This window comes from Clavibacter vidaverae, assembly GCF_047529985.1.
Taxonomy (GTDB): Bacteria; Actinomycetota; Actinomycetes; order Actinomycetales; family Microbacteriaceae; genus Clavibacter; species Clavibacter nebraskensis_A.
On record NZ_JBLJAM010000001.1, the window covers coordinates 1,850,198 to 1,861,722 of the forward strand.

The 11,525-nt window shown below is 73.3% G+C and carries 13 protein-coding genes; 5 read left to right on the plus strand and 8 right to left on the minus strand.

The features are described from left to right. Positions 1 to 13 precede the first annotated feature (13 nt). From nagA to ACMT9T_RS08655, 4 genes are all read right to left on the minus strand, one after another. Positions 14 to 1,171 carry an N-acetylglucosamine-6-phosphate deacetylase gene (gene nagA, locus ACMT9T_RS08640; protein WP_414745156.1) on the minus strand — a complete coding sequence of 386 codons (1,158 nt, stop codon included), beginning with the start codon at positions 1,169 to 1,171 and terminating at the stop codon, positions 14 to 16. Then, positions 1,171 to 1,956, minus strand: a complete 786-nt coding sequence (nagB, locus tag ACMT9T_RS08645) for a glucosamine-6-phosphate deaminase (protein ID WP_414745157.1) — start codon at positions 1,954 to 1,956, stop codon at positions 1,171 to 1,173. Before nagB ends, nagA begins: the two co-directional genes overlap by 1 nt. Further along, the gene (locus ACMT9T_RS08650; protein ID WP_414745158.1) at positions 1,956 to 3,506 is read right to left on the minus strand and encodes a PTS transporter subunit EIIC; all 1,551 of its coding nucleotides are present in this window, start codon (positions 3,504 to 3,506) and stop codon (positions 1,956 to 1,958) included. Before ACMT9T_RS08650 ends, nagB begins: the two co-directional genes overlap by 1 nt. A gap of 82 nt (positions 3,507 to 3,588) precedes the next feature. Further along, a complete protein-coding gene (locus ACMT9T_RS08655; RefSeq protein WP_414745159.1) occupies positions 3,589 to 4,038 on the minus strand; it encodes a PTS sugar transporter subunit IIA in 450 nt (149 codons plus the stop codon). 165 nt (positions 4,039 to 4,203) lie between these two features. Here ACMT9T_RS08655 and ACMT9T_RS08660 point away from each other — a divergent pair, with 165 nt between their 5' ends. Continuing rightward, complete coding sequence (locus ACMT9T_RS08660) at positions 4,204 to 4,953, plus strand: GntR family transcriptional regulator (RefSeq protein ID WP_414745160.1); 750 nt, start codon at positions 4,204 to 4,206, stop codon at positions 4,951 to 4,953. A gap of 38 nt (positions 4,954 to 4,991) precedes the next feature. On the opposite strand, the gene ACMT9T_RS08665 is transcribed toward ACMT9T_RS08660, so the two are convergent. Next, positions 4,992 to 5,426 carry a hypothetical protein gene (locus tag ACMT9T_RS08665; RefSeq protein ID WP_414745161.1) on the minus strand — a complete coding sequence of 145 codons (435 nt, stop codon included), beginning with the start codon at positions 5,424 to 5,426 and terminating at the stop codon, positions 4,992 to 4,994. Positions 5,427 to 5,636: 210 nt separating this feature from the next. On the opposite strand from ACMT9T_RS08665, the gene ACMT9T_RS08670 reads away from it, so the two are divergent. Then, a complete protein-coding gene (locus tag ACMT9T_RS08670) occupies positions 5,637 to 6,179 on the plus strand; it encodes a hypothetical protein (protein WP_414745162.1) in 543 nt (180 codons plus the stop codon). Between the two features lie 63 nt (positions 6,180 to 6,242). Here ACMT9T_RS08670 and ACMT9T_RS08675 read toward each other — a convergent pair whose 3' ends face one another. Further along, positions 6,243 to 6,971, minus strand: coding sequence for an SDR family oxidoreductase (locus ACMT9T_RS08675; protein ID WP_414745163.1), 729 nt, complete (start codon positions 6,969 to 6,971; stop codon positions 6,243 to 6,245). A 59-nt stretch (positions 6,972 to 7,030) separates the two neighbouring features. On the opposite strand from ACMT9T_RS08675, the gene ACMT9T_RS08680 reads away from it, so the two are divergent. Beyond that, positions 7,031 to 7,585, plus strand: a complete 555-nt coding sequence (locus tag ACMT9T_RS08680) for a TetR/AcrR family transcriptional regulator (RefSeq protein WP_414745164.1) — start codon at positions 7,031 to 7,033, stop codon at positions 7,583 to 7,585. Between the two features lie 18 nt (positions 7,586 to 7,603). Here ACMT9T_RS08680 and ACMT9T_RS08685 read toward each other — a convergent pair whose 3' ends face one another. Further along, positions 7,604 to 8,698 carry a spore photoproduct lyase family protein gene (locus tag ACMT9T_RS08685; RefSeq protein WP_414745165.1) on the minus strand — a complete coding sequence of 365 codons (1,095 nt, stop codon included), beginning with the start codon at positions 8,696 to 8,698 and terminating at the stop codon, positions 7,604 to 7,606. A 65-nt stretch (positions 8,699 to 8,763) separates the two neighbouring features. Next, positions 8,764 to 9,609: a poly(ethylene terephthalate) hydrolase family protein gene (locus tag ACMT9T_RS08690; protein WP_414745166.1), complete on the minus strand. Its 846-nt coding sequence runs from the start codon at positions 9,607 to 9,609 to the stop codon at positions 8,764 to 8,766. A 207-nt stretch (positions 9,610 to 9,816) separates the two neighbouring features. Here ACMT9T_RS08690 and ACMT9T_RS08695 point away from each other — a divergent pair, with 207 nt between their 5' ends. After that, complete coding sequence (locus tag ACMT9T_RS08695) at positions 9,817 to 10,395, plus strand: TetR/AcrR family transcriptional regulator (protein ID WP_414745167.1); 579 nt, start codon at positions 9,817 to 9,819, stop codon at positions 10,393 to 10,395. Between the two features lie 177 nt (positions 10,396 to 10,572). After that, the gene (locus ACMT9T_RS08700) at positions 10,573 to 11,514 is read left to right on the plus strand and encodes a ferritin-like domain-containing protein (RefSeq protein ID WP_414745168.1); all 942 of its coding nucleotides are present in this window, start codon (positions 10,573 to 10,575) and stop codon (positions 11,512 to 11,514) included. Positions 11,515 to 11,525: the final 11 nt, after the last annotated feature.

Below are 11,525 nucleotides of genomic sequence, written 5' to 3' on the forward strand. Positions count from 1 at the left end.
CCGGCCGCCCGGCTCAGCCGACGGGAGGGCGGATCGCCTCTCCCGCGATCCACACCGCCGACGGCTGCCACGCGGCGTCCCACCACACCAGGTCGGCGGCCGCTCCCGCGGCGACGTGGCCGATGTCGGCGCGCCCGAGCGAGCGCGCGGCGTTCTCGGTGCACGCGGCGAGGACGCGCGCCGGATCCAGTCCCGCGGCGATCATGCGCCGCACCCCCTCGTCGAGCACCACGCCCGCTCCGGCGATCGTGCCGTCGGGCCGGCGGCCCAGGCCGGAGGCGTCGTTGGCGACGGGCTGACCGCCGAACTCGTGCCACTCCCCGGGCTCCTGCCCTGCGGTCACGATGGCGTCGGTCACCGCGACCATGCGCGAGCCGGCCGCGCTCATCACGAGCGACACGACGCGGGGGTCGAGGTGCTGGCCGTCGATGATCGTCCCGACGAAGAAGCGCTCGTCGGTGAGGACCGCGCCCGGCACGCCGGGTTCCCGGTGCTTCAGGGGGCGCTGGGCGTTGAACACGTGCGTGGTCATCGTCGCGCCGGCGTCGCCGGCCGCGCGCACCTGCGCCGCGGTGGCGTCGCTGTGGCCGACGGAGACGACGCAGCCCTCCGCGACCAGCCGCCTCGTCGCCTCCTCCGCGCCCGGCAGCTCGGGGGCGAGCGTCACCGTCCGCAGCGCTGAGCGAGCCGCCGGATCGGCCAGCAGCGCGTCGAGGTGGGCGGGGGTCGGGAGGAGCATGCACTCCACGCGGTGCGCGCCCTTGCGCGCGGGCGAGATGAACGGCCCCTCGAGGTGGGCGCCGAGGATCCGGGCCACCGGCTCGTCGGCGTACTCGCCCCTGGCCCGTCCGACGCGGGCGAGGGCGCTCGCGATCTCGGGCAGCGGCGCGGTGATCACGGTCGGCTCGACCCCCGTGACGCCACGGGAGGCGAGCCCGGCGAGGAGGGTCCGCCACCCCGCGGTGTCGGCCGACGCGACGTCGACGCCGAACGAGCCGTTGACCTGCAGGTCCAGAAGGCCGGCGCTGAGCGTCCCGTCGACGAGGTCGTGGTCGACGACCTCGGATCCCGTCGCCGGGTGGACGCCCGTGATCCGCCCCGCTGCGACGTCGACGACCACCGGTCCCGTGAACGCGCCGTCGACGAGCGCCCGGGCGGCGCGCAGCCGCATCAGAGGCCCTGCCCGGCCGGCTTGCCCGCGAAGGTCTCGCGGTAGTACGGGACGAACTCGAGCTCGGCCGCGGCCTCCTCGTCGACGACCACCGTGGCGTGCGGGTGCAGCTGCAGCACCGACGCGGGCCAGCGCGCCGACAGCGCGCCCTCGACGGCGGCACGCACCGCCTGCGCCTTGGCCCGGCCGACGCCGAGCATGATCGCGTGCCGGCTGTCGAGGATCGTCGCCAGCCCCTGCGTGAGGCAGTGCGTGGGCACGCGATCGAGGTCGCCGCCGAAGAAGCGCGCGTTGTCCCGCCGTGTCCGGGGCGTGAGGGTCTTGAGGCGCGTGCGGCTGCCGAGGCTCGACATCGGCATGTTGAAGGCCAGGTGCCCATCCGTGCCGATGCCGAGGATCTGCAGGTCGATGCCGCCGGCCTCCCGGATGGCGCGCTCGTAGGCGGGGCCGGCCTCCAGAGGATCGGATGCGACGTCGCCCGGACCGAGGATCGCGTCGGGGGCGAAGTCGACGTGGCGCTCGAGCTCCTCCGCGATGAACGCGCGGTACCGCTCGGGATGCCCGGCGGGCAGCCCCACGTACTCGTCGAGGAGGAAGGCCCGCGCCCGCGCGAAGCTCAGCCCCTCCTCCCGGTGGCGCCGGATGAGCTCCCGGTACAGCGGCAGCGGCGTCGAGCCGGTCGCGAGGCCCAGCACGGCATCCGGCCGGCGCTCGAGCAGCGCGCGGTAGGCGTCGGCGACGAGCCGGGCGGCGTCCTCCGCGGTCGGGACGACGACGACCTCCATCAGAGCACCTCGCGCATCGCGTCCTTCAGCGACTCCGCGCGCGGGCCGAAGACCGCCTGGACGTTGTCGCCCACCTCCATCACCCCGGCGGCGCCCAGCTCCTTGAGGCGCGCGTGGTCGACGAGCGCCCGGTCCGCGACCTCGACGCGCAGGCGCGTGATGCACGCGTCGACGAGGACGAGGTTGTCGCGCCCGCCGAAGGCCTGGATCAGCCGCTCGGCGGTGGGGGCCGACGCGTCGACGACGGGGGCGGAGGCCGGAGCCGCCGGGGCCGCGACCCCCGACTGCGCACCCGCATCCGCGCGGGAGGCCTCGTCGACGGGCGCCGCCACGTCCTCACGGCCGGGCGTGCGCAGGTTCCATCTCGTGATCACGACGCGGAAGAGCAGGTAGTAGACGGCGAAGTAGACGACGCCCATGATCACGAGCAGCCCGATGTTCTCGGCCGCGGGGGCGGTGCCGTAGAGCAGCAGGTCGAACAGGCCCGCCGAGAACGAGAAGCCGAGGTGGATGTCGAGCAGGTTCGCGATGGCGAGCGAGAGCCCGGTGAGCAGGGCGTGGACGACGTACAGCGGGAAGGCCGCGAACATGAACGCGAACTCCAGGGGCTCGGTGACGCCGGTGAGGAAAGCCGTGAGGCCCGCCGCGCCGAGGATGCCGATGGCCGCCTTGCGCTGCGCCGGGTTCGACAGGTGGATCATCGCCAGCGCCGCGGCGGGGAGCCCGAACATGAGCACCGGGTAGAAGCCCGAGGTGAGCGTGCCCGCCGTCGCATCGCCCGCGGCGAAGCGCGTGAGCTCGCCCGTGACGACGCTGCCGTCGGCCTTCGTGTAGGAGCCCTGGAGGAACCACACGTAGGAGTTGAGGATGTGGTGCAGGCCCACGGGGATCAGCATCCGGTTCGTGAAGCCGTAGACGAACGCGCCGAGCGCACCCGTGCCGCCGATGAAGGCGCCGAGACCCGCGAGGCCCAGGTCGAAGACCGGGTACGCGTAGCTCAGCCCGAACCCGATGACGAGGCTCACGAGCGAGACGACGATCGGCACGAACCGGCGGCCGCCGAAGAAGCCCAGGTAGGAGGGCAGCTGGATGGTGTGGTACCGGTCGAACAGCCAGGCGGTGACGAGGCCCACGACGATCCCGCCGAAGACGCTGTAGTCGATTTCCACCTGCGCGCCGGCGACCGTGGTCTGACCGGCGAGCACCACCGGCGACATGGCCGTGAACACGTTCGAGAGCACGAGGTAGCCGACCACGGCCGAGAGCGCGGTCGAACCGTCGGCCTTCTTGGCGAACCCGATCGCGACGCCCACGGCGAAGAGGAGCGCCAGGTTGTCGAACAGCGCGCCGCCGGCGGCGCTCATGGCCTGGAAGAACGGGCCGATGACGGGCAGGTCGATGCGGCCGAGCAGGTCGGGCTGCCCGACCCGGAGCAGGATCCCCGCGGCGGGCAGCACCGCGATGGGGAGCATCAGGCTCTTCCCGAGGCGCTGCATCTGGGCGAAGCCCGGGACGGTGCGGCGGCGACGCGGCGTTGCGGTGGCGGTCATGGGTCCTCTTTCGCGGGGGCTCCGGTGATGGGTGGGACAGCGGATCTTCGGGCCGACCGGGCGGGCGGCCGTCTCGGACGGGTCAGACGGAGAGCAGGGGCGAGCCGGGGAGCAGGGCGGCCCCCTCCTCCACGAGCACGCGGACGTCCTCCGGTGAGCGCTCGAGCACGATGACGGGGACGACGCTGGAGTGGCCGGCGGCGAGGATCGCGGGGACGTCGTAGGCGATGACAGGGGCGCCCGCGGCGACGCGATCCCCCTTGGCGGCGAACGCCGTGAAGCCCGCGCCCGCGAGGTCGACGGTGTCGATGCCGAGATGCACGAGCACGGCCAGGCCGTCGTCGGCCACGACGACGAAGGCATGCGGGAAGACCTGCAGCAGCGTCCCGTCGATGGGCGCGACCACGTCCACGATCTCGGCGGGCGGCGTGATCCCCACCCCGGGCCCCATCGCCCCCGCGGCGAAGAGCGCATCGGGCACGGACAGCAGGGGAACGGCGACCCCCACGAGCGGGGACAGCACATGGACCACGGGGACTCCTCGGCGGGGACGATTCACTGGTATGCACCAGTGCCGTGCATCTAGAGTCGATGCGACGAATATCGCCCACATGACGGGATGCACTGCTCGAACTGGTACGTACCGGTGAAGGTACGTGGCGCCACCCCGTCGTGTCAACGCCGAGAGACGCGCTCCATGCCCCGACCCCACGACGCCGACGCCCGGACCGCCACCTTCGCCCCCGGCCCGGTCCCCAAGCACGCCCAGCTGCGGGCGATCCTCCTCGCCGACATCGGCAGCGCGTGGCCCGCGCACGCCGCCATCCCGTCGGAGCGGGACCTCGCGATGACCCACGACGTGAGCCGCGCGACCGTGCGGCAGGCCGTGCGGCAGCTCGTCGAGGAGCAGCGGCTGTACACGGTGCAGGGCAAGGGGACGTTCGTGGCCGGGGAGCGGATCCAGTCGCAGCTGCACCTCGCCTCCTTCACCGAGGACATGCGGCGGCGCGGGATGGTGGCGACCACCCTGGTGCGGCGTGCCGGGACCGGTGCTCCGCCGCTCGAGGCGCGCGCGGCGCTGGGCCTCGACGAGGGCGAGCGCGCGTGGGCCGTCGAGCGGCTGCGGCTGGCCGACGGCACCCCCATGGCGCTCGAGATCGGCTGGTACTCCGCGCGCGTGGCGGCGGACCTGGGCGACCACGACCTCACCGCCTCGCTCTACGGCGTGCTCGCCGAGCGGTACGGGGTGCACATCGACAGCGCCGAGCAGACGGTGTGGGCCGAGGCCGCGGATCCCGACACCGCCGAGGCGCTGGAGGTGACCGCCGGATCCTCGACCCTGGTGTTCCGCCGCAGCTCCCGCGCCGGGGGCATCCCCGTCGAGTACGTGACGTCGTGGTACCGCGGCGACCGCTACCAGGTGCACATGGCGCTCACCGCCGACTGACCCGTGGCCGTGCGGACGACGAGGACGGGGGGTGTCCGCTAGTTGAGCGGCTTGCCGCCGGTCGTCAGCGGCTCGACCGAGCTGGGGGTGAGCGCGAGGGCGAGGCCCGAGAGGCCGAGTCCGAAGAAGAGGAAGTCGTCGACGATCGTGAAGCCGGTGGGCGTGAGGCCGCCGAGCTCGTTGTCGAGGACGCTGAGGATCCCCATGAGCGTGAACAGGCCGCCGAACGCGGCGAGCGTGGCGCGGATCGCGCCCGGCCCGATCTGCCGCGTGCCGGCGACGAGCAGCGCGATCGCGCTCAGCAGGTAGAGGACGTCGACGAAGAAGTCGACGTTGAGGACCCCGAGCAGGTGCGACCCCTCGATGAAGAGCCCCACGAACCCGTGGCCGCCGAGCACCGCCGCGACCATCACCATCCACGCCTTGCCCATGGCATCCGTCCCCTCGACTCCGGTCCCGCCGTCGTCGGGCACCACGTCCAGCGAACCGGGCCGGAGGGGGAGCGCCAAGGTGTCGACCGGTGACTCCCAGCCTCCGTTGAGGACTCCTGGCCGCCGCCCTCGTCGGGTGGATCCTGGACATCCGCCGACCGCCGACACACTGCTCGATCCCGGGCGTAGCGTCCAGCTCACAGGACACCGGCCGCCTCGCGGGCGGCCACGGACGACGACTCGGAGAAGCACATGTCAGAACGCAACACCGTCATCAGGAGCATGCACGACCTCGGCCTCGCGGCCTGGTTCGGCGGATCCCTCATGGGCGCGGTCGGCCTGAACGGCGCCGCCGCCAAGGCGAAGCAGCCGCAGGAGCGCCTGCGCCTGTCCTCCATCGGCTGGGCCCGCTGGGCGCCCGTGCAGCTCGCCGCCCTCGGCGCGCACGCCGTCGGCGGCCTCGGCCTCATCTACGCCAACAAGGGACGCCTCGCGTCGCAGGGCGAGGCCCGCTCGAACACGAACGTGAAGGCCGTGCTGACCATCGTCGCCGCCGGCACGACGCTGTACTCGGCGCTCGTCGGATCGAAGATGGCCAAGCACGCGGACGAGGGCGCCGAGGGCACCACGGAGCCCGGCGCCGGTGCGTCGAAGGAGCTCGCGGGCGCGCAGAAGCAGCAGAAGGCGCTCCAGTGGGCGATCCCCGCGCTGACCTCGGTGCTCGTGGTCCTCGCCGCCCAGCAGGGCGAGCAGCAGCGCCCGGTCGCCGGCTGGATCGACCGCTTCAAGAGCTAGACCCGATCGACCGCGACGGCGGGGTGCCCTCCCGGGTGCCCCGCCGTCGTGCTGCCCGTCGGCTCAGCGCACGGCGCGGTCGGCGAAGCGCGGTCCGACGACCTCGACGGCGGGTCCGGGCAGCAGCGCGCCCCCGGCGAACGCCCGGCCGAGCCGCCCGGGGATCGGCAGCGGCACCGGCCGCGCGCCGCGGTCGCCGAGCGCGCGCGTCATCTCCCAGAGCGTCATGACGTCCGGTCCGGCGACCTCGACGACCGGCCCGGGACGGATGCCCATCGCGACGTCGGCGACGACCGCCGCCACGGCGTCGAGCGCGACCGGCTGGATCCGCATGCCGGGCACCAGCGCGATGGGCCCGAACCGCATGCGGGCCAGGTTCTGGCGCGCGAACTCGAACCACTGCGTGGACCGGACGATCGTGAGCTCCGCGCCCGTCGTCCGCGCCGCCTCCTCCTGCGCCGTCTTGCCGGCGAAGTAGCCGTATCCCTGCACCTCGGGAAGCGTGCAGCCGACGATGGACAGCAGCACGTGCCGCGCACCCGACGCGTGCGCGGCGCCGCCCACGGCCCGGGTCGATCCCGTGAAGAACCGCGTCGCCCGCCGGGCGCTCGTCGTGAAGAGCCCCGTCGCCTCCACCACCGCGTCCGCCCCGTCGATCGCCGCACGGGCGTCGTCGCGGAGCACGTCGAATCCCGTCGACCGCGACAGCAGCCGCGCCTCGCCGCCCCGCTCCTCCACCGCGCGGACGATCGCCGCCCCGGACATGCCGCCACCGACCACTGCCACCTGCATGCTCGCTCCATCCTCTACGTATGTAGAGGACACTACGCTCGTAGAGGATCGAGGTGGGCATGGGACGACGCGAGGAGCTCGCCGACGCGGGCGTGCGGCTGGTGGCGCGGAGCGGCATGCGGTCGCTGACCCACCGCGCGGTCGACGTCGAGGCCGGCGTGCCCGCGGGATCCACGACCTACTACGCGCGCAGCCGCCGGGAGCTGACCGGGCTCGTCGTCGCGCGGATCACCGAGCAGCTCGAGGAGGACCTGCGCGACCTCGCCGTCCCCGCGGTCCTCGACGATGCGGCCGCCGTGGCGGTCGCGCGCACGATGCTCGACCGGCTCGCCGCGCGCGCCGACGCGCAGGCCGTGCGGCTCGCGCTCCTGTCCGAGCTGCGGGACGATCCCGACCTCCGCGCCCCGCTCACCTCCGCCGCTCCCGTGCGGGCCGCGCTCGTCGACACGGCCACGGGGATCCTCCGGGCGATCGGCGTGCGGCAGCCGGCCACGCACGCGGTGGATCTCGTGGGCCTGGTCGACGCGTTGCTCCTCTACGACGTGGCCGACGCGGCGCCGCTCGACGCGTCGCGTGTGCTCACCGCCTACCTCGCGGGGCTGCCGCGGCGCTGAAGCGGCCGGCGACGGCCCTCAGAACGCGTAGCGGATGCGGCAGTACGGCATGATCCGGCGCACGAGCGCCGTGAACTCCGCCACCGCGTCGCCCTTGAGGCCGCGGCGGTAGCGGACGTTGATCGCGCCGTTCTCGCTGACCTTGCGCTCCTGCATGCCCGGCTGCCAGATGAGCTCCTCGGCCTTCGGGTGCCAGCCCATGTTGACCTCGTGGAGCTGCTCGTTGTGCGTGAGCATGATGACCTCGGCGGCGAGCTGCGCCTTGGTGGCGGGCGCCAGGGTGTCGTCGAGCGTGCGGAGCAGCTGCTCCCACTCTCCGCGCCAGCCCGGCGTGAGGATGACGGGCGAGAAGTTGAGGTGCACCTCGTAGCCGGCCTCCACGAAGTCGTCGATGGCGGCGATGCGCTCCGGGATGGGCGAGGTGCGGATGTCGGTGACGCGCGCGATGGCCTCCGGCATGAGCGAGAAGCGCACGCGGGTGTGGCCCATCGGATCCCACTGGAGCATCTCGCGGTTGACGTGCTTGGTGGCGAAGGACGCCTTGGCCGTGGGCGACATGCGGAACAGCTCGACGAGGTCGCGCACGTTCTCGCTCACGCGCGCGTCGGCCGAGCAGTCGCTGTTCTCGCCGATGTCGTAGACCCACGCCTCCGGGTCGCACTGGTTCGGCTCGACCTTGGGCCCCTGCTTCGCGATGTGCCGGGCGACGTGGCGCTGGATCTGCTCGATGTTGGCGAACACCGTGATGGGGTTGCTGTACCCCTTGCGCCGGGGCACGTAGCAGTAGGCGCACGCCATGGCGCAGCCGTTGGCCGTGGACGGCGCGATGAAGTCGGCCGAGCGCCCGTTGGGCCGCGTGACGAGCGACTTCTTGACGCCCACGACGAGCGCCTCCGTCTTGATGCGCACCCAGCGGGCGACGTTCGCCTCGTCGCCGTGCACCTCCGGGATCTGCCAGTGCGAGGCCACCTCGACGATGGTCGCGTCCGGCCAGGCGCCCACGATCTCCTGCCCGCGCGGCAGCTCGAGGGCGGCCGGCTCCGCGTAGATGCGGGTGATGTCGAGGAGCGCGCGTCGTGGCCGCGGGTCGGCGACGGGGGCGGGGGTGGTCACGGATCCGTTCTACCGGCCACCCCCGACACCGCCGCCCGGCCGACGCCGACCGGGCGGTCGCCGGCTCAGCAAGTGCTGCGGTACTCGCTGATCCGGAGGCTCACCGCGGGCGCCGGGCAGATGAACCGCTCGTACCGGAGGTCGCCGTCGACGTGGCGCTTGAGCCACGCGACGCTGGCGCTCGCGATGGTGGTGTTCGAGATGTTCGGGGCGAAGTGGCTCGCGCCGCGCAGCTCCAGGTAGGCCTTCTCCGACGCCTGCGTCTGCGACTCGTAGAAGGGCTCCGCGTGGCGGGCGACGGGGGCGACGCTGTCGTCCTCCGCGCCGATGACCAGCGTGGGCGCGACGACCTCGGGCCACGTCTTGTCGAGGTTGTACGGCGTCATGGGGATGACCGCGCGGATCGACGGGTCGTCCTTGGCGGCCTGCAGGGATCCGCCTCCGCCCATGGAGTGGCCCATGACCGCGAGCCGCGAGCCGTCGACGCGGCCGCGCACCGGGCTCTCGTCCACGACGTACGCGAGCGCCGCGCGGAGCTGGTCGCCGCGCGAGCTCGGCTGGTCGGAGGTGGTGATCGTGTCGATGGTGAACACGACGAAGCCCTGCGACGCGAGGCGCGGTCCGAGCCAGGCGATGCTCGACTCGCGCGCCGTGTAGCCGGGCGCGATGGCGACCACCCCGAACGTCCCCGCGCTCGTGGTGGTCGGGTAGTGGATCGTGCCGCCGCCGAAGCCGCGGGCCGTCAGCCGCGACACCGACGTCTCCGCGACCGCGAAGGAGCCCCGCGTGGCCTCGATGCTCGCGGTGCTGGGTTCGGGCCCGCGCTCGTACGGGTTGACCGCGGCCGCCTGCGCGGGAACGGCGAGGCCGAGGGCGGCCCCCGCCGCCACCAGCATCGTCGCCGTGGTCATGAGCAGGCCCCTCCGGCCGCTCCTCGTCGTCATGGTCGTCGTCATCGCGTCCCCCCGGACAGCTCATGCGCCCGCCCGATCCCCGGGAACACGCTCCCGGGCCCCGCGGGCGCGTCGTGCCGAGGACGCTACATTTGCTCTACCGGTTGGTCAAGCAAACATCTCGGCGGCGCCCCCGCGACCGCCGGAAGGGGGGGCACGAGCGGCATGGGCGACGACGCGATCGACGGACGGCGGCTGCGGTACGCGCACCGTCGCGGCGAGCTGCTGCGGGCGGCGACGGAGCACGTCCTCGACCACGGCCTCGACGACCTGACCCTCCGCGGCATCGCCGAGGGCGTGGGCGTGAGCCACGCCACCCTCGTGCACCACTTCGCGACCCGCGACGCGCTCATCACCGAGATCGTCGAGATCGTGCTGGCCGAGACCTTCTCGTCGCCCGACCTGGTCGACGGGGCGGACGACCCGCTGCGCGCGCTGTGGGCGCGGGCCACGGATCCCGAGGGCCGCCGGCACGTCCGGCTCTTCGTCGAGATCACGGGCCGCAGCCTCCACGGCGACCCGCCCTTCGCGAGCGCGGTGGCGCGCTCGGTCAGGGATCGCACGGCCCTCATCGCCCGGGCGCTCGAGGCCGCGGGACGCCCGCCCGCGGAGGCGCAGGCCGCGGCCACGGTGATCCTCGGGACGATGCGCGGCCTCATGGTCGACCTGCTCCTCACCGGCGACCGCGAGCGCGTCGAGGCGGCCTTCGCCGCGTTCGCAGCGGGGCAGGCGCGCGCGGGCTGATCCCCGCCGCACCGCCCCCGGACACGGGGGGCCACCCGGATACCGGTAGCCCCAGAACGAATCCCCGTAGGCGCGGGGGTGCGAAGGCATTGTGCACACGAGGACACCAGCGGATCGTGAGCCGAGCGGATGCTCATGGACGAGCCATGCCCACCGCTGAGACCTCCGGAGCGTCACATGTTCGACAGGAAGTTCATCACCCAGGCCATCGACAAGAGCGCGCAGTCGCCGCTCGACCGTCGCCGCTTCTTCAGCGCGGCCGGCGTCGCCGGCCTCGGGGTCGGCGCCGCCGCTCTCATCCCCGCGACGGGCGCCCAGGCGGCCGACGCGCAGGCCGAGGCCGACGCGGGTGCCGTCACCGACGCCGCCGTCCTCAACTTCGCCCTCAACCTCGAGTACCTCGAGGCCGAGTTCTACCTCCGCGCCGTCACCGGCAACGGCCTCGTGCCGAACGACATCTCCGGCGTCGGCACCCCCGGCAACGTCACCGGCGGCCGCGCCGTCCAGTTCCAGGACTACGCGATCCGCCAGTACGCGTACGAGATCGCGCAGGACGAGAAGGCGCACGTGAAGTTCCTGCGCGCAGCTCTCGGCTCGGCGAAGGTCGCGCGTCCCGCGATCGACCTCGACGCCGCGTTCTCCGCCGCCGCCACCGCGGCCGGGCTGATCAAGCCGGGCCAGCGCTTCGACGCGTTCGCCAACCAGGAGAACTTCCTGCTGGCCTCGTTCATCTTCGAGGACGTGGGAGTCACGGCGTACAAGGGCGCCGCGCCCCTCATCACCAACAAGACGTACCTCGAGGCGGCCGCCGGCATCCTCGCGGTCGAGGCGTACCACGCGGGCATCATCCGCTCGCAGCTGTTCGCCCGCGGCCTGGCGGAGCCCGCCAACGCGATCTCCAACGCGCGCGACTCGCTCGACGGCCCGACCGACCTCGACCAGGGCATCACGGTCTCCGGCGGCGCGAACCTCGTGCCGACCGACGCCAACGCGATCGCCTTCAGCCGCACCCCCGGCCAGGTCCTCAACATCGTGTACCTCAACAACAAGGCCGTCACCAAGGGCGGGTTCTACCCGAACGGCGTCAACGGCTCGGTCAACACCAGCGCGGCGAACTAGCGGCGGCCGGT

Excerpts from the sequence above, each read along its gene's own strand:
- nagB (WP_414745157.1), bottom strand. The coding sequence starts at position 1,956 with ATGGAGGTCGTCGTCGTCCCGACCGCGGAGGACGCCGCCCGGCTCGTC.
- ACMT9T_RS08700 (WP_414745168.1), top strand. The coding sequence starts at position 10,573 with ATGTTCGACAGGAAGTTCATCACCCAGGCCATCGACAAGAGCGCGCAG.
- ACMT9T_RS08670 (WP_414745162.1), top strand. The coding sequence starts at position 5,637 with ATGTCAGAACGCAACACCGTCATCAGGAGCATGCACGACCTCGGCCTC.
- ACMT9T_RS08675 (WP_414745163.1), bottom strand. The coding sequence starts at position 6,971 with ATGCAGGTGGCAGTGGTCGGTGGCGGCATGTCCGGGGCGGCGATCGTC.
- ACMT9T_RS08660 (WP_414745160.1), top strand. The coding sequence starts at position 4,204 with ATGCCCCGACCCCACGACGCCGACGCCCGGACCGCCACCTTCGCCCCC.
- ACMT9T_RS08650 (WP_414745158.1), bottom strand. The coding sequence starts at position 3,506 with ATGACCGCCACCGCAACGCCGCGTCGCCGCCGCACCGTCCCGGGCTTC.
- ACMT9T_RS08695 (WP_414745167.1), top strand. The coding sequence starts at position 9,817 with ATGGGCGACGACGCGATCGACGGACGGCGGCTGCGGTACGCGCACCGT.
- ACMT9T_RS08680 (WP_414745164.1), top strand. The coding sequence starts at position 7,031 with ATGGGACGACGCGAGGAGCTCGCCGACGCGGGCGTGCGGCTGGTGGCG.
- ACMT9T_RS08690 (WP_414745166.1), bottom strand. The coding sequence starts at position 9,609 with ATGACCACGGCGACGATGCTGGTGGCGGCGGGGGCCGCCCTCGGCCTC.
- nagA (WP_414745156.1), bottom strand. The coding sequence starts at position 1,171 with ATGCGGCTGCGCGCCGCCCGGGCGCTCGTCGACGGCGCGTTCACGGGA.